Origin of the sequence: Streptomyces sp. NPDC014894, from assembly GCF_043080985.1 — a bacterium.
Lineage (GTDB): Bacteria > Actinomycetota > Actinomycetes > Streptomycetales > Streptomycetaceae > Streptomyces.
This window is the reverse complement of record NZ_JBIBWD010000001.1, coordinates 739,595-757,097: the sequence shown is the minus strand read 5'-3', so window position 1 is coordinate 757,097 and position 17,503 is coordinate 739,595. Positions and strand designations below refer to the sequence as shown.

The following is a 17,503-nucleotide window of genomic DNA, read 5'->3' as shown; positions in this document are numbered from 1 at the left end:
GCCCGCGTGTTGACTGAAATGCCTCTCACAGAGGCGGCCGGACCACCGGGCTCCCCCTCGTTCAGTGCGGTGGTCGCCGTGAGCGTCGTCCGTCCTGCCGAATCTGCCCGACACTCCGCGGCAGGGCGGGCGCCGTCGGCCGCAGGGCAGTCCTCCGCCCGCCACAAAGGGCGCACGACCCACGCTGCTAGCGGGTGGAGGGCTGCCGTCGGGTCCGGCGCGGTGTTTCCCCACACCGCGCCGGGGCCCGAGCCCGGTCGTCGCGCACCACGAGCAGGGCCACATCGTCGGCGAGCCGTCCGCCGGTGTGACGCAGCAGCTGGGAGCCGACGGACTCGATCAGACCGGCGGGGGCGGGGCAGGGGCCGGTGACCGCCTCGGCGAGCACGGCCTCCAGCGGAAAGAACCGCCCGGCCGCGTCCCGGGCGTCGGCCGCGCCGTCGGTGTGCAGAAAGAGCGTCTCCCCGGGCCGCAGCCGCGCGCAGCGGCGCACGGACAGCTCGGCGGGGAGCGGGAAGAGCCCGAGCGGCGGCAGCGGTTCGGCGCTCGCCAGCGCCCGGACGCCGCCGTCGCCGCCGAGCCGGTACGGCCAGGGGTGGCCGCAGTTGAGGGCGAGCAGGCAGCCGTCCGCGCCGATCTGGAGCAGCAGTACGGTCACGAACTCCTCGCCGTCGTCGGCGGGCCGGCGCTCGGGCTCCCGCAGATGCCGCTGTACGGAGCGGTCCAGCCGACGCAGTACGCCGCCGAGGCCCGGTTCGTCGTGGGCGGCCTCCCGGAAGCTTCCGAGGACCGTGGCGACGGTGGCGAGGGCGGGCAGTCCATGGCCCCGGACGTCGCCGATGAGCACACGGACGCCGTGCGGGGTGGCCACCGCCGCGTAGAGATCGCCGCCGACGGAGAGCGGGCTCGCGGCGAGGCTGAGGCCGCCGAGGCGCGGGGGCAGCGGGCGCAGCAGCGCCCGCTGGGCCGCGTCCGCGACGGCGCGGACCCGGCGCAGTTCGCGGCGGAGGCGGCTCCGCGCGCCCATGACCAGTCCGCTGCCGAGAGCGAGCAGCACGACACCGGCGACGATCCGCTCGCCCAGGCTCTCGGGGTGCTCGTCCGGCAGCCCGACCCGCCACGTCAGCGCCGCGGCCCCACAGGCCACCGGCAGCCCCAGCGGCAGCATCCCGCGCACCCTCCGCCCGCGCACCGGCTTCCGCCACCGCTCCCGAATCCGCCGCAGCGAGCCCCCTCGCGGGGCGCCCCGCCGGGCGGCCGCGCTGTTCACGGCCGGGAGCGGGCGTATCGCCCTGATGCGCATCATGCCGTGGTCCCCTCGTAGGCCCTCTCCGGCGTCTCGGGCCGCCCAGGCAGCCGGTTCGATTCTTTCGACCGAACGGCCGACGGACCGCAAACGCTTACTGTTCTCACCCGAAAGAGTGATCCGAGGGACCCCTGCGCCTCCTGATCCCACCCACCAAACCCGGAATCAAGCCCCGCCGGCAGGCATCCGGCCGACTCAAGCCCCACCGACGACACCAGCAAAACCAAGCCCCGCCGGCGGGCATCCGCCGACCCAAGCCCCACCGACGACACCAGCAAAACCAAGCCCCGCCGGCGGGCATCGGCCGACCCAAGCCCCGCCGGCGATTGAGGCGCCGGGGCTCGGGGGCAGCGCCCCCGACAACGGCCCGCACCACACCCAGCCCCGCCGGCAGGCATCGGCCGACCCAAGCCCCGCCGCCGGCATCAGCAAAACCAAGCCCCGCCGGCGGGCATCGGCCGACCCAAGCCCCGCCGGCGATTGAGGCGCGGGGGCTTGGGGGCAGCGCCCCCGACAACGGCCCGCACCACACCCAGCCCCGCCGGCGATTGAGGCGCAGGGGCCCGGGGGCAGCGCCCCCGACGACAGCCCGCACCACACCCCGCGGGCGCGCGAAACAGGCGCAGGGGCGCACCCGGGAATCGGGTGCGCCCCTGCGCCGAGGGGTGTCGGGGATCAGGCCCCCCGGAGCACCGCCCCGGTCCGCCGCGCGGCGACCTCCACCGCCGCGTCCCGCGCGGCCGAAGCCTCCTCCACGGTCAGCGTCCGATCCCCCGCCCGGAACCTCAGCGCGTACGCCAGCGACTTCTTCCCCTCACCGAGCTGCTGCTCCCCGGTGAAGATGTCGAACAGCCGGATCGACTCCAGCAGCTCCCCCGCCCCGTCCGTCAGCGCGCTCTCCACCTCGGCGGCCGGCACCCCGGCGTCCACGACGAGCGCCACGTCCTGGGTGGCCACCGGGAACGTGGAGATCCGCGGCGCGGCGAGCGTGCTGTCGCCCGCCTTCTCGACCAGGTCCAGATCCAGCTCCATGGCGCAGGTGCGCTCGGGCAGCCCCAGCGCCTTGACCACGCGCGGGTGCAGCTCTCCGGCGTGTCCGACGAGCGTCTTCACCCCGTCGACGGAGACGGAGAGCGCGGCGCAGCGGCCGGGGTGCCACGGACCGTACTGCGCCTGCTCGGAGGTGAGCGCGGCCCCCGACTCGCGGGCGACGATCCGGGCGGCCTCGATCGCGTCGGCCCAGTCCGCCGGGTGCCCGGCACCCCACCAGCCGGCCCGCTCACGGGCTCCGGTGAGGACGACGGCGGCGTGCCGCGGCTGTACGGGCAGCGCGGCGTCGAGGACGGCGATCTCCTCGTCGGTGGGCCTGCGGTCCACCGGCAGCGACAGCGGCCGGCTCTCCCCGGCGGCCGGGTGGAAGACCAGCCCGGTCTCGAAGAGCGCGAGGTCGTGGCTGCCGCGCCCGGCGTTGCGGCGCAGCGCGCCGAGCAGTCCGGGGAGCAGCGTGCTGCGGAGCGCGGGCTCCTCGTCGGAGATCGGGTTGACGAGTGTGACCAGCCGGCGGGCGGGGTCGTCCGCCGGGAGGTCGAGCTGGTCGAGGACCTTCGCGCCGATGAAGGGGTAGTTCAGCGCCTCGACGTAGCCGGCCCCGGCGAGCGCGCGGCCGACCCTGCGGTGCAGCCGCTGTCCCTCGGTGAGCCCGCGTCCGGCCGGCGGCCGGGGCAGCGTGGAGGGCAGGTTCTCGTACCCCTCCAGCCGGATGACCTCTTCGGCGAGGTCGTTGGGCTCGGTGAGGTCGGGACGCCACGAGGGGACGGTGACGACCAGCTCGTCCTGGCCGTAGACGTCGCAGCCGACCTCCTGGAGGCGGCGTACGACGGTCTCCCGGCCGTACTCGACGCCCGCGACCCGGTCGGGGTGGGCGGCGGCCATCGACACCGTGCGCGGCGCGGACGGCGAGATGACGTGGGTGACCCCGGCCTCGGCGGTCCCGCCGGCGAGCAGCACCAGCAGATCGACGGTGCGCTGCGCGGCGGCGGCCCCGGCCAGCGGGTCCACTCCGCGCTCGAAGCGCTTGGAGGCCTCGGAGGAGAGCTTGTGGCGGCGCGCGGTGCGGGCGATGGAGACCGCGTCGAAGTGCGCGGCCTCGATGACGACCTCGGTGGTGCCCCGGACGGCGCCGGTCTCCGGGTCGGGGGCGGCGTCGGCGATCTCGGTGTCGGCGCCGCCCATGACGCCCGCGAGGCCGATCGGCCCGCGGTCGTCGGTGATGACGAGGTCCCCGGCGTCCAGGGTGCGGGTGACGCCGTCGAGGGTGGTGAGCTTCTCCCCGGCCTCGGCCCGGCGGACGCCGATGGTCCCCTCGACGAGGGTGCGGTCGTAGGCGTGCAGCGGCTGGCCGAGTTCGAGCATCACGTAGTTGGTGATGTCGACGGCGAGCGAGATCGGGCGCATGCCGGCCTTCTGGAGGCGGCGGCGGAGCCAGATCGGGGAGCGCGCCTCGGGGTCGAGCCCGGTGACGGTGCGCGCGGTGAAGCGGTCGCAGCCGATCGGGTCGGCGACCTTGACGGGGTAGCCGTGCGCGTTCGGCCCCGGCACGTCCAGCAGCGCGGGGTCGCGCAGCGGGATCCCGTAGGAGGTGGCGGCCTCGCGGGCGACGCCGCGCAGGGAGAGGCAGTACCCGCGGTCGGGGGTGACGGCGATGTCGAGGACCTCGTCGTACAGCTCCAGGAGCACGGTGGCGTCGGCGCCGATCTCGGTCTCGGGCGGCAGGACGATGATGCCGTCGCTGCCGTCGTCGCCCATGCCCAGCTCGTCGCCGGAGCAGATCATGCCGCGGGACATCCGGCCGTACGTCTTGCGCTCGGCGATCTGGAAGTCGCCGGGCAGCACCGCGCCGGGCAGGGCCACGACGACCTTGTCGCCGACGGCGAAGTTCCGGGCGCCGCAGATGATCTCCTGCGGGTGGTCGGGGCCTCCTCCGGCCCGGCCCACGTCCACCAGGCAGTGCCGGATGGGCTTCTTGAACTCGGTCAGCTCCTCGATGGCGCGGACCTGTCCGACCACCAGCGGGCCCTTGAGCCCGGCGCCCAGTTCCTCGACGGCCTCGACCTCGAGGCCGGCGGCGACGAGCCTGGTCTGTACGTCACGGCCGGTCTCCGTCGCCGGCAGGTCGACGTACTCCCGCAGCCATGAAAGCGGGACCCGCATCAGATCTCCATCCCGAACGGCCGGGTGAACCGGACGTCGCCCTCGACCATGTCTCGCATGTCCTCGACGTTGTGGCGGAACATCAGCATCCGTTCGATGCCGAACCCGAAGGCGAATCCGCTGTACTTGTTGGGGTCCACCCCGCAGGCGACCAGCACCTTGGGGTTGACCATGCCGCAGCCGCCCAGCTCGATCCAGCCCTCGCTGGAGCAGGTGCGGCAGGGCCGGTCCGGATTGCCGACGGACGCGCCGCGGCAGACGTAGCAGACCATGTCCATCTCGGCGGACGGCTCGGTGAAGGGGAAGAAGTTCGGCCGCAGCCGGGTCGTCACGCCTTCGCCGAAGAGGGCCTGCACCATGTGGTCCAGGGTGCCCTTGAGGTCGGCCATGGTCAGGCCCTCGTCCACGGCGAGCAGCTCGACCTGGTGGAAGACGGGGGTGTGGGTGGCGTCCAGCTCGTCGGTGCGGTACACGCGGCCGGGGCAGATGACGTACACCGGCGGCTCGCGGTCCAGCAGCGAGCGGATCTGCACCGGGGAGGTGTGGGTGCGCAGGACGACCCCGGAGTCCGCGGCGCCATCGGGGCCGGCCACGAAGAAGGTGTCGGCCTCGCCGCGCGCGGGGTGGTCGGGGCCGATGTTCAGCGCGTCGAAGTTGAACCACTCGGCCTCGGCCTCGGGGCCTTCGGCGACCTCGTAGCCCATGGCGACGAAGACGTCCTCGATGCGCTCCGAGAGGGTGGTGAGCGGGTGGCGGGCGCCCGCCGGGACCCGGTCGTACGGCAGGGTGACGTCCACCGCCTCCTCGACCAGCACCCGGGCGTCGCGCTCGGCCTCCAGCTCGGTCTGGCGGGCGGCGAGCGCCTTGCTGACCGCGCCGCGGGCCTGGCCCACGCGCTTTCCGGCCTCGGCCTTCGCCTGCGGCGGCAGCGCGCCGATCTCACGGTTGGCGAGCGCCAGCGGCGAGGTTCCGCCGGTGTGCGCGACCTTCTCGTGGGCGAGCGCGTCGAGGTCGCCCGCGGCGGCGAAGGCGGCGAGCGCCTCGTCCCGCATGCGCTCGATCTCTTCCGGTTTCAGTGCCTCGACCTCGACAGGGTCGTACGACTTGTTCGGTGCCGACATCTCTTCCCGTGCTTCCGATTGGCTGATGCTGCGCTGAATGCTGCGTGTACCGGGGGACACCCCCGGACCTTGGTGCCCGGCTCGACGTCCGCGGGCACGAAGGTGCCAAGGGCCGAGTCTAAAGGGCGTGCGGGGTACACCGGTCCGTGGGACGGTCCCCGCGCACCCCGCCGGGGCGGTGTCACGGCGGGTGCGGGAAGCCCGTGGGGGGCTCAGGCCAGATAGGCCGGGGCGCCCACGGGCAGGATAAATCGGAACTCGGCGCCGCCCCCGGGGCCGCGGCCGACGGTGATGGCGCCGCCGTGGGCCTCGACGATGCCCTTGACGATGTAGAGGCCCAGGCCGGTGCCGCCGCGCTTGCTCCCGCGCCAGAAGCGGGTGAAGACGCGGCTCATCGACTCCTCGGGAATGCCGGGGCCCTCGTCGCTCACGGTGACGGCCGTGCCTCTCTCGTCGTCCTTCGCCGCTGCCGGCGCCACCTCGATGGTGACGGTTCCCGCGCCGTGGCGCACCGCGTTTTCCAGCAGGTTGCCGAGGACCTGGTCGATTTTGTCGGGATCGGCCCACAGGGCGGGCAGCTCGCGGCGGACGCGGACGAAGAAGCGGTCGGGGCTCTGGCCCGCGGCCATGTGGGCCTGGACGTGGCGGCCGACGGCGGCGGCGATGTCGACGGGCTGGCGGCGCACCTCCAGCCGTCCGGAGTCGATACGGGAGATGTCGAGCAGCTCGGCGATGAGCCGGGTGACGCGGTTGGCGTCGGCGTCGACGGTCTCCAGCATCAGCCGCTTCTGGTCGTCGGTGAACCGTTCCCACTTGGCGAGCAGGGTGGCGGTGAAGCCCTTGACGGAGGTGAGCGGGGAGCGCAGCTCGTGGGCGACGGTGGCGATCAGCTCGGCGTGGCTGCGCTCGTTGCGGCGGCGGGCCTCGGTGCCGCGGAGGCTGATGACGAGCCGGCGTATCGGGCCGGTGGGGCGCTCGCGCACATAGCGCGCGGAGACGAGGACCTCGCGGCCGCCGGGCAGCAGGAGATTGCGCTCGGGCTGGCCCACCCGGGTGGAGAGGCCGCCGTAGGGGTCGGTCAGGGTCCACCAGCGGCGGCCCTTCAGGTCTTCCAGGGGCAGCGCCCGCTCCAGGGGCAGTCCGAGGGCCTCGTCGCGGTCGACGGCGGTGATCCGGGCGGCGGCGGCGTTGAAGCAGACGATCCGGCCCCGCTCGTCGGCGACGACGAGTCCGTCGGGGAGGTCGTCGGGATCGACCCCGAGCGCGCCGGGATCGCCGACCGGGCACAGCAGTACGTGTGTCGTCTCCATGGACCTGCTCGTCCCGACTGCCATCCCCGTAATCCCCACCTCTCGGCCGGCGCTCAGTGGGCCCCCGAGCCCGTCACCCTACTAGCTGAATGTGACAGTGCGGAGCCCCTGAGCGAGTGCGCTCCCCCAGTGAGCCCCGCCGCTCGCCGAGGGCCCGCGTCGCTTCAGCGCGCGCCCCCGGCGCGCTGGGCGCGCGCTGAGGCATAGAGGCATACGGCCGCGGCGGTCGCCAGGTTCAGACTTTCGGCCTTTCCGTGGATCGGCACCCGGACGACGGCGTCGGCGAGGGCCCGGGTCTCCTCGGGCAGTCCCCAGGCCTCGTTGCCGAAGATCCAGGCGGTGGGACCGCCCATGGCGCCCGCGTCCAGTTCGTCGTCGAGGTCGTCCTCGCCCGCGCCGTCGGCGGCGACGACGCGGACGCCCGCGTCCTTGAGGGCGCGTACGGCCAGCTCGACGGGTACGCCGACGGCGACCGGCAGATGGAAGTGGGAGCCGACGGAGGCGCGGACGGCCTTGGGGTTGTAGAGGTCGACGGAGGCGTCGGTGAGCACCACGGCGTCGGCCCCGGCCGCGTCGGCGCACCTGAGGACGGTGCCGGCGTTCCCGGGGTCGCGCACGTTGGCGAGGACGGCGACGAGTTTCGGCCGTGCCGCCACGACGGCCTCGAAGGGCGAGTCCAGGAAGCGGCAGACGCCGACGAGGCCCTGGGGGGTGACGGTGGTCGAGATGTCGGCGATCACCGTCTCGTCGGCGAGATGGATCTGCGCCCCGGCGTCGCGCGCCGCGCCGATGATGTCCGCGTACCGCTCGGCGGCCTCCAGAGTGGTGAACAGCTCCACCAGGGTCGCCTCGCCTCCGGTCCGGTGCCGGGCGGCCTCCCGTACGGCCTGGGGCCCTTCGGCGAGGAACAGCCGCTCCTTGCCGCGGAAGTTCCGCTTCGCGAGCCGGCGGGCCGCGGCGACACGGGAGGAGCGCGGGGAGATCAACTCGGGGGCGGCCATGAACTCACTTTCGCTGCACGGGGTTCTTCGGGGGCTCGGCCGGGACGAGGTCACCGGACCGGCAGACGCACGCGGACCCGCAGGCCAGGGGCCTGCGGGTCCGGAAAGCACACATCTGGGCGCGAGGCTCAGGCGGCGGCCTTCGGCGCGTTGACGTCGGCCGGCAGAGCCTTCTGCGCGACCTCGACCAGCGCGGCGAACGCGTTGGCGTCGTTGACGGCCAGCTCGGCCAGGATCTTGCGGTCCACCTCGATGTTGGCGGCCTTCAGACCCTGGATGAGGCGGTTGTACGTCATGCCGTTCTCGCGGGCAGCGGCGTTGATGCGCTGGATCCACAGCTGACGGAAGTCGCCCTTGCGCTTCTTGCGGTCGTTGTAGTTGTAGACCAGGGAGTGGGTGACCTGCTCCTTGGCCTTGCGGTACAGACGCGAACGCTGACCGCGGTAGCCCTTGGCGGCTTCGAGGATCGCCCGGCGCTTCTTGTGGGCGTTGACTGCCCGCTTGACGCGTGCCACTTGTTAACTCCTTGTAGCGGGGCCGCGGTGATACCCACACGGCCCGAATTCGATGAGGTCCCGGTCCCGACGTCGTTCCGCCCCCGTCCCCGTCACCGGGGGCGAAGACAGAGCGGACGTCACTTGCCGAGAAGCTTCTTGATCTTCTTGGCGTCGCCCGGAGCCATCTCCGCGTTGCCCGAGAGGCGACGCGTCAGCGTGGACGGCTTGTGCTCGAGCAGGTGGCGCTTGCCGGCGCGCTCACGGAGCACCTTGCCGGAGCCGGTGATCTTGAAGCGCTTCTTGGAACCGCTGTGCGTCTTGTTCTTCGGCATAGCGCCGTTATCTCCTCGTCAGTGGCGCTCCCCCGGCACACGGGGTACCGGCATGCGTGCGGGAGCGTCAGATCTTGGTTGTGGATCCGGGCGGGACCGGGGGCGCCTCGCGGCAGCCCCTCGGGTCACCCCTCGGAAGGCGTCTCCGCCGCGGGCGCGTCGGCCTGGGCCTTCGCGACCTCACGGTCGGCCTTGCGGGCGGCCTGGGCCTCGCGTGCCTCGGCCATGGCCTCGGTCTTCTTCTTGTGCGGGCCGAGGACCATGATCATGTTCCGGCCGTCCTGCTTCGGGTTCGACTCGATGAACCCGAGGTCCTCGACGTCGGAAGCGAGACGCTGGAGCAGGCGGTAGCCGAGCTCGGGCCGGGACTGCTCACGACCGCGGAACATGATCGTGATCTTGACCTTGTCACCCTGCTTGAGGAACCGGACGACGTGACCCTTTTTGGTGTCGTAGTCGTGCGGGTCGATCTTCGGGCGGAGCTTCATCTCCTTGATGACCGTGTGCGCCTGGTTCTTGCGCGCCTCACGGGCCTTCATGGCCGACTCGTACTTGAACTTCCCGTAGTCCATGAGCTTGCACACGGGCGGCCTCGCGGTCGCCGCGACCTCGACCAGATCGAGGTCGTACTCCTGAGCGAGCTCGAGGGCCTTGGCAAGCGGGACGATCCCGACCTGCTCGCCGCTGGGACCGACAAGCCGCACTTCCGGAACGCGAATCCGGTCGTTGATGCGGGGCTCGGCGCTGATGGATCCTCCTCGGTAGCACTGCGCGGCCGACTGGCAGACAGCCGCGCAACGTCTGTTTGGTAAGACCAACCGCGCCGGAACATGAAAAATGCCCCGGACGGGACACAGGCGGGAGCTCCAAAACCGGAGCACCGCCGCGGCCAGCCGCAGGGCGCACATCGGGCGATTTCCATCGTCCGTACGGAACGATGGGCATCACCTGACCGGTGACCCGCCGTCCCGGAGGACGGTCAGGTGGGAGATCGGAGCCTCCACTTGTGGGCCGGACACAGATATGTCCAGCCGGTCGTCACACAAGGTTAGCAGTTCCGCGCCCCGGCCGCTAACCGGTGGCCCCGGCCGGGTCGCCGGCGGCGGGGCATATCGTGTGCGTCATGAGCGACACCTCCCCTTCCGCCGGCACGGCCGGCCCGACCGACACGACCGGCGCCCCCGGATCGCCCGACTTCGACTCGATGGCCCGCGACATCGCGGAGGTGCCCGCCGTCGAGGTGATCGTCACCGTCGCGGTGAATCTGATGAGCGCCGCCGCGGTCAAGCTCGGTCTGACCGAGGAGGGCGACGAGCACAAGGACCTGGACGAGGCGCGGAAGCTGGTGCACGCGCTGGCGGGTCTGCTGGACGCGAGCACCACCGAGATCAGCTCCTTCCACGCCGCGCCGCTGCGCGACGGGCTGAAGTCGCTCCAGCTGGCCTTCCGCGAGGCGTCGCTGGTGCCGGACGAGACGGGCAAGGGCCCGGGCGAGAAGTACACCGGCCCGGTCTACGGCTGACGGCTGACGGCCGTCCGCCTACCGTACGAAGAGGGGCTCGCCCGGAGGGGTGGCCTCGGCCGGCAGCAGTGCCAGGTCGAGGCCCCGCACCAGGCGGGCCCTCAGTACGTCGTGGCCCGCCAGGGCCTCGGCGAGCCGGCGGACGGCCGGTCCCGGGTCCGTGCCGGCGGCGAGCACCAGGGCGAGCGTGCCGTCCGCGCTGCCCGGCCCCAGATGGGCGCGGACCACGGCGGACTCGGCGGCGACCACGTCCCGTACCGCTCCGGTGACGGCGGGGTCGCCCAGCGGGTCCGTCCGGGTGCGGCCCTCGGCGAGGGCGAGCAGCGCGGGGCCGCTGAGCTGGTACGTCACGGGCCCGGCGAGATCCAGTACGAGGGTGTCGGCCCGCTCGTGGGCGGCGGCCCGGAGGGCCTGGTGGAGGGGGACGGCGACCGGGCGGGCCGCGGGGTCCCAGCGGGCGAGGGAGTCGATCGAGGTGAAGGCGGGCAGGGCCCGGCGGTCGCCCGCGGTGAGGGTGGGCACGGCCATGTCGCTGGTCTTCTCCCGGCGGAGCCCGTTCTCGTCGGTCTCCACCTCGCCGAGGACGGCGACCACGGGGACCAGCAGCCGGGCTCCGAGGAGCGCTTCGAGCACCGGCCCCTCGGCGGCGCGGTCGCGGGACCAGGCCGCGAGGGCCGCGGCGAGCCGCGGGTCGGCGGTGCCGTCGTCGTCGGAGAAACCGGGGTCGGGAATGTTCTTGAGCGCCACGCGACGAGCGTAGTTCGTCGCGTGGCGGGCCCGGCGCGCGGGGCGGGCGGCCGGGGGGCGTGGGGCTGGGCCCGGGCCTGGTCGGCGCGGGGCTTCGGGGGCCGCCCGGGGCGCGGGGGCGGGGCTCAGGAGCGCGCGGTCCCCCGCGTACCCCTCCAGAGCACCATCGCGCCGGCCAGCACCAGCGCGCCGGCGCCGCCCGCCACCGGGGCGAGCCAGTCCGCGGGCTCCTCGGCGGCCTCCACCCGCTGGGGTCCGGGGCCGAAGTACTGCCGGCCGTACCCCGCCGTCGCCGCCTTCGGGTCGGCGGGCCGCAGCTCCGACGCCGCCTTGATCGCGGCGGCCGGGTCGACCATTCCGTACCCCTTGGCGTCGTCGCGGCCGTTCGCGGGGCTGTTCCGGGCGGTGTCCGTGAGGAGCTTCTTGATCTGGGCCGGGGTCAGCTCCGGGTGCGCGGAGCGTACGAGGGCGACCGCGCCGGAGACGAAGGCGGCGGCCGCGCTGGTGCCCCAGCCCTGGTAGTACTTGCGGTCCGGGTCCGGGATGACCACGTCGACGCCGGGCGCGTTGACGGTGGCGTACCAGCGCTGGGTGGAGAAGGCGGCGTGGGTGCCGAAGCGGTCGACGGCGGTCACGGCGATCACTCCGGGGTAGGCGGCGGGGTAGGAGACCCGGTCGCCCTTCTCCCCCCCGTTGCCCGCCGAGGCGACGACCACGGAGCCCTTGGCGAGCGCGTACTGCACGGCGGCGTCCTCGCCGGCCTCCGCGTGGGCGGACTCGCTGTCGTCGCCGAGGGAGAGGTTGATGATGTCCGCGCCCTGGTCGGCGGCCCAGCGGATGCCCTCGGCGAGGGCGGTGCCCCGCGAGTTGCGGGCCTTGTCCCGGGCCGCGTCGCCGCTTTCGAGGATGACGCGGACGGGCAGGATCTTGGCCCCGGGCGCGATGCCCATGACCCCGTCCTCGCCGCCCGGGCCGTGGCCGTGGGCGGCGATGATGCCCGCCATGGCGGTGCCGTGGCGGGCCCAGGCCCGGTCGCCCCGGGTCGCGCCGAAGCCGATGAGGTCCTTGCCGGGCAGCACATTGCCCATCAGATCGGCGTGCTGGTCGTCCACGCCCGTGTCGAGCACGGCGACGGTGACGCCCTCGCCCTTGGTGGTGCGCCACGCCTCCTCGGTGTTGAGGGCGTCGAGCCCCCACTGCTGCGGCCTTATCCCGTCCGCGTGCGCCGGGAACGCGGGCAGCAGGGCGAAGGCGGTGGCCGCGAGGGTGGCGGCGATACGGACGCGGCCGCGTGCTCTGGTCATGTCCCGGGCTCCATCGCCGTGCTGAGACTTCTGCGCAGTCCCCGTTCGACGCCGTCGGCGATCCCCTCGGCCTCATGGCCGAGGCCCGACTGCGCGGGGGCGGAGGTGGCCCCCTTGGCCTGGGCCTCGGCGGCGGGCCTGGGGTCGGCGACGGCCCGGCCGTCGGCGAAGCCGGAGACGGAGAAGACGACGACCGGCGCGTCGGTGAGGACGCTGACGCGCCAGCTGGCGCGCTGGCGGTCGCCGAAGCGGGCGGCGACGGTGCCGGGGCCCCGGAGGGCGCGCGGCATCAGATCGCGGCGCTTGTCGAGGCCCTCGGCCCGGAAGCGGGTGTCGAGCGCCCGCATGGCCTGGGCGTCGCCCTTGGTGAAGACCAGTCCGACGGTGGTGACATGGCTGGAGGTGGCGTCGGTGTAGGTGGCGCGCAGCACCCGGGCGCAGCCGACCGGCTCCAGCGCCCGGGTGAGGAGCGGGTCGAGGCTGGTGGCGCAGTCGCCGTCGGGCGCGACGACGATCCGGGTCCAGACCCGGTCGGCCCCGCCGGGGCCCGCTCCCTCGCCGTCGAGGGTGCGGGGGAAGAACGTGTCGACGGGGAGGCTGTGCCAGAGGGTGCGGCCCTCGGAGTACGCGGTGTGGGCGGCGGCGTCGGCGCTGGAGTCCCCGGTCAGCCAGCTCCCGGTGGCCGCGCCGCCGATGAGCCCGAGGCCGAGCACCGCGCAGGTGAGGGCGGCGGCGGTGCGTATGGGGTGGCGGGCGCGGACGGGGCGCAGCCGGGCGGTGGTCTCGGCGGGGTGCTCGGGCGGCGGCCAGGCGTCGGCGGGGCGGGGGCCGGGGAGTTCGCCGACGGGGCGCAGCCGCGCGGTGATGTCGATGGGCGTCTCGTACGCCGCCGGCCGCCGGGGCGGCCGCTCCCCCGCGTCGGTCCCCTGCCGGGGCACGGGGCCCGGCGGGGGCACGGCGGGACGGGCGGGCACGCCCGGGGTCGGGCCCGGGCCCTGACGGGGCGGCGCGGGGCGGCCGGGTGCGCCGGGGAGGTCCTGGCCGCTCCGAGCGCCGGGGTGGTCCCGCCGGACGGGTGTCGCGGGCCGGCCCGCGAGCGGCGACGACGGCGCGCCCTCGCGGGGCGCTTCGCCGGGCCGGCGGGAGTCCGCTTCGGTACGGGCGCGGGCGTCCGCGCGCGCCGGGCCGCCGGCGGGCGCGGGCGGGACCCGGTCCGGCGCGGTCGTTCGCGGGGGCCGCCCGGCCGGGGCCTCGGCGGGCGCGGCCGGTGCGCCCGGGCCCTGGCGGGGCGGCGCGGGGCGGCCGGGTGCGGTGCCGGGAAGATCGCGCCGATACCGCTCACCGGCCCGCTCCGGCGCGCCCTCGCCCTGCGCGGGCCGCGCGACACGACCGGGCGCGGAGCCGGGGCGGGGCGGGGGTACGGGGGCGTTCCCGGCCGGACGGGCCGGCGCGGCCGAGTCCCGGACGGGCCGGCCGGCGGAGTCGGGGCGGGGCGGGGCGGCCGAGTCCGGCGCGGGTCGCGCGGCGCTGTCGGAGCGGGCCGGGGGCAAGAGGGGACTCCCCGCCGGGCGGGGCGGGGCGGCGGCGGTCGGGGTGTCCGGGCCCTGCGCGGGCTTCGCGGCGCGGTCGGACGCGGCGCCCGGGCCGGCCGAGGGCTCGGCCGGGCGGGCGGGGGCGGCCGGAGGGCCGGAGGGCCCCGCGCCGCCCGCGTCCCGCGCGGGACGCGCCGTACGGCCGGGCGCGGTATCGGGGCGCGGCGACGGGACGGCGGGGTCTCCCGGCGGCCGCGACGGCGGCACGGCGGGACTTCCCGAAGGGCGGACGGACTCCGAGGCGCGGATGGGACCCGAGGCAGGGACGGGGTCCGAGGCGCGGACGGGACCCGAGGCGCGGACGGACTCCGAGGCAGGGACGGGACCCGAGGCGCAGACGGGGTCCGAGGCGCGGACGGGGTCCTGGGAGAGGCGGGGGCGCGGGAGGTCGGCGGGGCGGGCGGCCGGGTTCTGGCGGGGCGGGGCGGGCGGGCGCGGGGGCAGGGGCGGGGCGGGGCGCTCCTCGGCGGCGGCGGAGGGCCCGGGCCAGGCGGCCCTGGGGTCCTGGGCGCGGGGCGCGGGCTCCCGTCGCAGCGACCGGGTGTCGGTGTCCCCGGGGCGGTCGTCCGCGGGGTCCCGGCGCGGGGCGGGCGGGGCCGGGTCGCGCTGTTCGGCGCGTACGAGGTCAGCGAGGCCCGAACGCGGCGGTTCCGTCGGGGGTTTGGGGGGAAGCAGCGCTTCCGAGGCACGGGAGGGAGGTGGCAGAGGTTCGTCGTCGGGGGCCGGGGAGCCTGGGAGGGGAGGGCGTTCTGCCTCCGTGCTCATTCCGCCCCCCGTATCTCGTCCCCGTGAACGGCGGTTCCCCTTTCAGCGGGCACCCCGTCCATCACCGCGTCTGCGTCACTCTACGGGTTGGCGCGCGTCCCACGGGACCGTGACCCCGGCCTCGTGGGGATCTGCCCAAAACGTCCCCCTACCCAGCGGTAATCCGGTCTGGCAGGCTCGGCCCATGACGTCACGCGCCGCCGACCGGGCCCGCTACGACCGGGCCACCGCCCATCTCGACGCGCCGTTCGCGGTGGTCGACCTCGACGCCTTCGACGCCAACGCGGACGATCTGGTGCGCCGGGCGGGCGGCAAACCCGTCCGGGTGGCGAGCAAGTCCGTCCGCTGCCGGGCGCTTCTGGAGCGGGTGCTCGCCCGGGAGGGGTTCTCCGGGGTGATGTCGTTCACGCTCGCCGAGTCGCTGTGGCTGGCGCGGTCGGGGTTCGACGACGTCCTGCTGGCTTATCCCTCCGTGAACAGGGCGGGTTTCGCCGAGTTGGCGGGCGATCCCAAGCTCGCCGCCGCGGTGACCGTGATGATCGACGACCCGGCGCAGCTGGACTTCGCCGACCGGGCGCGGGCGGGCGGCCGGGAGGAGATCCGGGTCTGTCTGGAGCTGGACACCGCGCTGCGGCTGCTGGGCGGCCGGATACGGATCGGGGCGCGCCGCTCCCCGCTGAGCGAGCCGGACCAACTGGCCGCCCTGGCCCGGTCGGTCGCCCGGCGGCCCGGGTTCCGGCTGGTGGGGGTGATGGCGTACGAGGGGCATATCGCGGGCGTCGGGGACTCCTGGGACGGCGCTCCGCTGACCTCGCGCGCCGTACGGCTGATGCAGCGGGTGGCGCGGGCCGATCTCGTCCGGCGGCGGGCGGAGGCGGTGCGCGCGGTGCGGGCGGTCGCCCCCGAGCTGGAGTTCGTCAACGGCGGCGGCACCGGGAGCGTGGCGCAGACGGCGGCCGAGGCGGCGGTGACCGAGGTCGCGGCTGGTTCGGGGCTGTTCATGCCGAGGCTGTTCGATCACTACAGCTCGTTCTCGGGGCGGCCGGCGGCGCTGTTCGCGCAGCCGGTGGTGCGCCGTCCGGGGGTGGGCGCGGTGACGGTGCTCGGCGGCGGCTATCCGGCGTCCGGCCCGGCGGGCCGGGACCGGCTCCCGGTCCCGTATCTCCCCGAGGGGCTGCGGTACGACCCGAGGGAGGGCGCGGGCGAGGTGCAGACCCCGCTGCTGGGGCCGCCCGCCGACGATCTGCTGATCGGGGACCGGGTCTGGTTCCGGCACGCGAAGGCCGGGGAGATGTGCGAGCGCTTCGAGACGCTGTGGCTGATCGAGGGCGACCGGGTGACCGACGGAGCCCCGACCTACCGGGGCGAGGCCCGCGCCTTCCTGTGAGCCGTACGGGCGGGCCCGCCCGGCCCCGGCCTCCTCGGGAGAGCGGGGCGAGCGGCCGCCCGGGGCCGGCCGGACGGGTCCCGGGAGCCTCAGTCGCTGACGTCGATCACCGCCCCGTACAGCCGGTTCACTCTCAGCCGCACCACCACTCGGCGCTCGGCCACCATCTGCTCCAGGAAGCCCTGTTCGTCGGCGGGGCGGGCGGCCTCGGGGAGCAGCGCGAGCAGTTCGCGGCCGACGGCGTCGCCGGGCTCGGCGGCGATCTCGGACAGCTCGGCCTCTCCCTCGGCGACGGCGAAGGACCACACGTCGTCGCCGCGCACATGGAGCGCGGCACGGGGGTCGCGGCGCAGCTGTCTCACTTTGACGCGGTCGGCGGTGGTGGAGAAGCGGACGACGCGGGCGTCGGGGTCCCAGCCGTAGACCATGGTGGTCAGATGGGGGTGGCCGCCCTTTCCGAGGGTGGCGAGGACTCCGAACTGCTGGCCTGCCAGCAGTTCGGAGAGGGTGTCGTCGGAGAGGGCGCGCGGCCCCGGCTTCTGTGTCATACCCCGCTCAACTCCCCTCCCCCGTAACGGTGTTCCCGTGATATCACCGCGGGCCGGGGAGTCCGGCGGTGCTCTACAGGGGGGTGACGTACGCCCCGGAGAGCCCTCCGTCCACCAGGAAGTCGGTGGCGTTGACGAAGGAGGCGTCGTCGCTCGCGAGGAAGGCGACGGCCGCCGCGATCTCCTCGGCGTGGGCGAAGCGGCCGACGGGGATGTGCACGAGGCGGCGCGCGGCGCGCTCGGGGTCCTTGGCGAACAGCTCCCGGAGCAGCGGGGTGTCGACGGGGCCCGGGCAGAGCGCGTTGACGCGGATGCCCTCGCGGGCGAACTGGACGCCGAGTTCGCGGGACATGGCGAGGACGCCGCCCTTGGAGGCGGTGTAGGAGATCTGCGAGGTCGCGGCGCCCATGCGGGCGACGAAGGAGGCCGTGTTGATGATCGAGCCGCGGCCCTGGCGGCGCATATAGGGGAGGGCCGCCTTGCAGCAGAGGTAGACGGAGGTGAGGTTGACGTCCTGGACGCGCTGCCAGGCCTCCAGGCCGGTGGTGAGGATGGAGTCGTCCTCGGGAGGGGAGATTCCGGCGTTGTTGAAGGCGACGTCGACGGAGCCGTAGGCGTCGTACGCCGTCCTGAAGAGCGCTTCGACCTGGTCGGCGTCGGTGACGTCGGTCTGGACGAAGAGTCCGTCGACGGCTTCGGCCGCGGCCTTGCCGGCCGTCTCGTCGATGTCGGCGCAGACGACGTTCGCGCCCTCGGAGGAGAGCCGGTGGGCGGTGGCGAGGCCGATGCCGCTGCCGGCTCCGGTGATGACTGCGGTGCGGCCGACGAGGCGGCGGCAGACGGGTGTCTCGGTCATGGGTG

General features: G+C 74.7%; 15 protein-coding genes. 2 read left to right on the top strand and 13 right to left on the bottom strand.

The features are described 5' to 3' along the window. Positions 1-187: 187 nt before the first annotated feature. The 8 genes from ACF089_RS03235 to infC form a co-directional block, all read right to left on the bottom strand. Positions 188-1,306, bottom strand: a complete 1,119-nt coding sequence (locus tag ACF089_RS03235; protein ID WP_392021029.1) for a PP2C family protein-serine/threonine phosphatase — start codon at positions 1,304-1,306, stop codon at positions 188-190. Between the two features lie 675 nt (positions 1,307-1,981). Beyond that, a complete protein-coding gene (pheT, locus tag ACF089_RS03230; RefSeq protein ID WP_392021026.1) occupies positions 1,982-4,516 on the bottom strand; it encodes a phenylalanine--tRNA ligase subunit beta in 2,535 nt (844 codons plus the stop codon). Beyond that, positions 4,516-5,637, bottom strand: coding sequence for a phenylalanine--tRNA ligase subunit alpha (gene pheS / locus ACF089_RS03225; RefSeq protein WP_392021024.1), 1,122 nt, complete (start codon positions 5,635-5,637; stop codon positions 4,516-4,518). Before pheS ends, pheT begins: the two co-directional genes overlap by 1 nt. 212 nt (positions 5,638-5,849) lie before the next feature. Then, positions 5,850-6,971, bottom strand: a complete 1,122-nt coding sequence (locus ACF089_RS03220; RefSeq protein WP_392021021.1) for an ATP-binding protein — start codon at positions 6,969-6,971, stop codon at positions 5,850-5,852. Positions 6,972-7,111: 140 nt separating this feature from the next. Continuing rightward, positions 7,112-7,948: a TrmH family RNA methyltransferase gene (locus ACF089_RS03215; protein WP_392021018.1), complete on the bottom strand. Its 837-nt coding sequence runs from the start codon at positions 7,946-7,948 to the stop codon at positions 7,112-7,114. A gap of 128 nt (positions 7,949-8,076) precedes the next feature. Further along, positions 8,077-8,463 (bottom strand): 50S ribosomal protein L20, encoded by a 387-nt coding sequence (gene rplT / locus ACF089_RS03210; RefSeq protein ID WP_190124401.1) that lies wholly within the window; start codon positions 8,461-8,463, stop codon positions 8,077-8,079. A gap of 119 nt (positions 8,464-8,582) precedes the next feature. Next, positions 8,583-8,777 carry a 50S ribosomal protein L35 gene (gene rpmI / locus ACF089_RS03205; RefSeq protein WP_153480691.1) on the bottom strand — a complete coding sequence of 65 codons (195 nt, stop codon included), beginning with the start codon at positions 8,775-8,777 and terminating at the stop codon, positions 8,583-8,585. 125 nt (positions 8,778-8,902) lie between these two features. Then, positions 8,903-9,595: a translation initiation factor IF-3 gene (infC, locus tag ACF089_RS03200; protein WP_392021614.1), complete on the bottom strand. Its 693-nt coding sequence runs from the start codon at positions 9,593-9,595 to the stop codon at positions 8,903-8,905. Positions 9,596-9,900: 305 nt separating this feature from the next. On the opposite strand from infC, the gene ACF089_RS03195 reads away from it, so the two are divergent. Then, complete coding sequence (locus ACF089_RS03195) at positions 9,901-10,299, top strand: DUF1844 domain-containing protein (RefSeq protein WP_392021014.1); 399 nt, start codon at positions 9,901-9,903, stop codon at positions 10,297-10,299. Between the two features lie 18 nt (positions 10,300-10,317). Here ACF089_RS03195 and ACF089_RS03190 read toward each other — a convergent pair whose 3' ends face one another. From ACF089_RS03190 to ACF089_RS03180, 3 genes are all read right to left on the bottom strand, one after another. Next, a complete protein-coding gene (locus ACF089_RS03190; protein ID WP_392021013.1) occupies positions 10,318-11,046 on the bottom strand; it encodes an SseB family protein in 729 nt (242 codons plus the stop codon). A gap of 125 nt (positions 11,047-11,171) precedes the next feature. Continuing rightward, entirely contained in the window at positions 11,172-12,350 is a 1,179-nt protein-coding gene (mycP, locus tag ACF089_RS03185) for a type VII secretion-associated serine protease mycosin (protein ID WP_392021011.1), read from the bottom strand. Next, a complete protein-coding gene (locus tag ACF089_RS03180) occupies positions 12,347-13,324 on the bottom strand; it encodes a hypothetical protein (protein ID WP_392021010.1) in 978 nt (325 codons plus the stop codon). The genes mycP and ACF089_RS03180 overlap by 4 nt, the downstream gene beginning before the upstream one ends. 1,567 nt (positions 13,325-14,891) lie before the next feature. Between ACF089_RS03180 and ACF089_RS03175 the strand changes: the two genes are divergently transcribed. Further along, the gene (locus ACF089_RS03175; protein ID WP_392021008.1) at positions 14,892-16,094 is read left to right on the top strand and encodes an amino acid deaminase/aldolase; all 1,203 of its coding nucleotides are present in this window, start codon (positions 14,892-14,894) and stop codon (positions 16,092-16,094) included. Between the two features lie 89 nt (positions 16,095-16,183). Here the strand turns inward: ACF089_RS03175 and ACF089_RS03170 are convergent, their stop codons facing one another. Then, a complete protein-coding gene (locus tag ACF089_RS03170; protein ID WP_392021005.1) occupies positions 16,184-16,642 on the bottom strand; it encodes a pyridoxamine 5'-phosphate oxidase family protein in 459 nt (152 codons plus the stop codon). Positions 16,643-16,715: 73 nt separating this feature from the next. Further along, entirely contained in the window at positions 16,716-17,498 is a 783-nt protein-coding gene (locus ACF089_RS03165; protein ID WP_392021002.1) for a 3-oxoacyl-ACP reductase, read from the bottom strand. Positions 17,499-17,503: the final 5 nt, after the last annotated feature.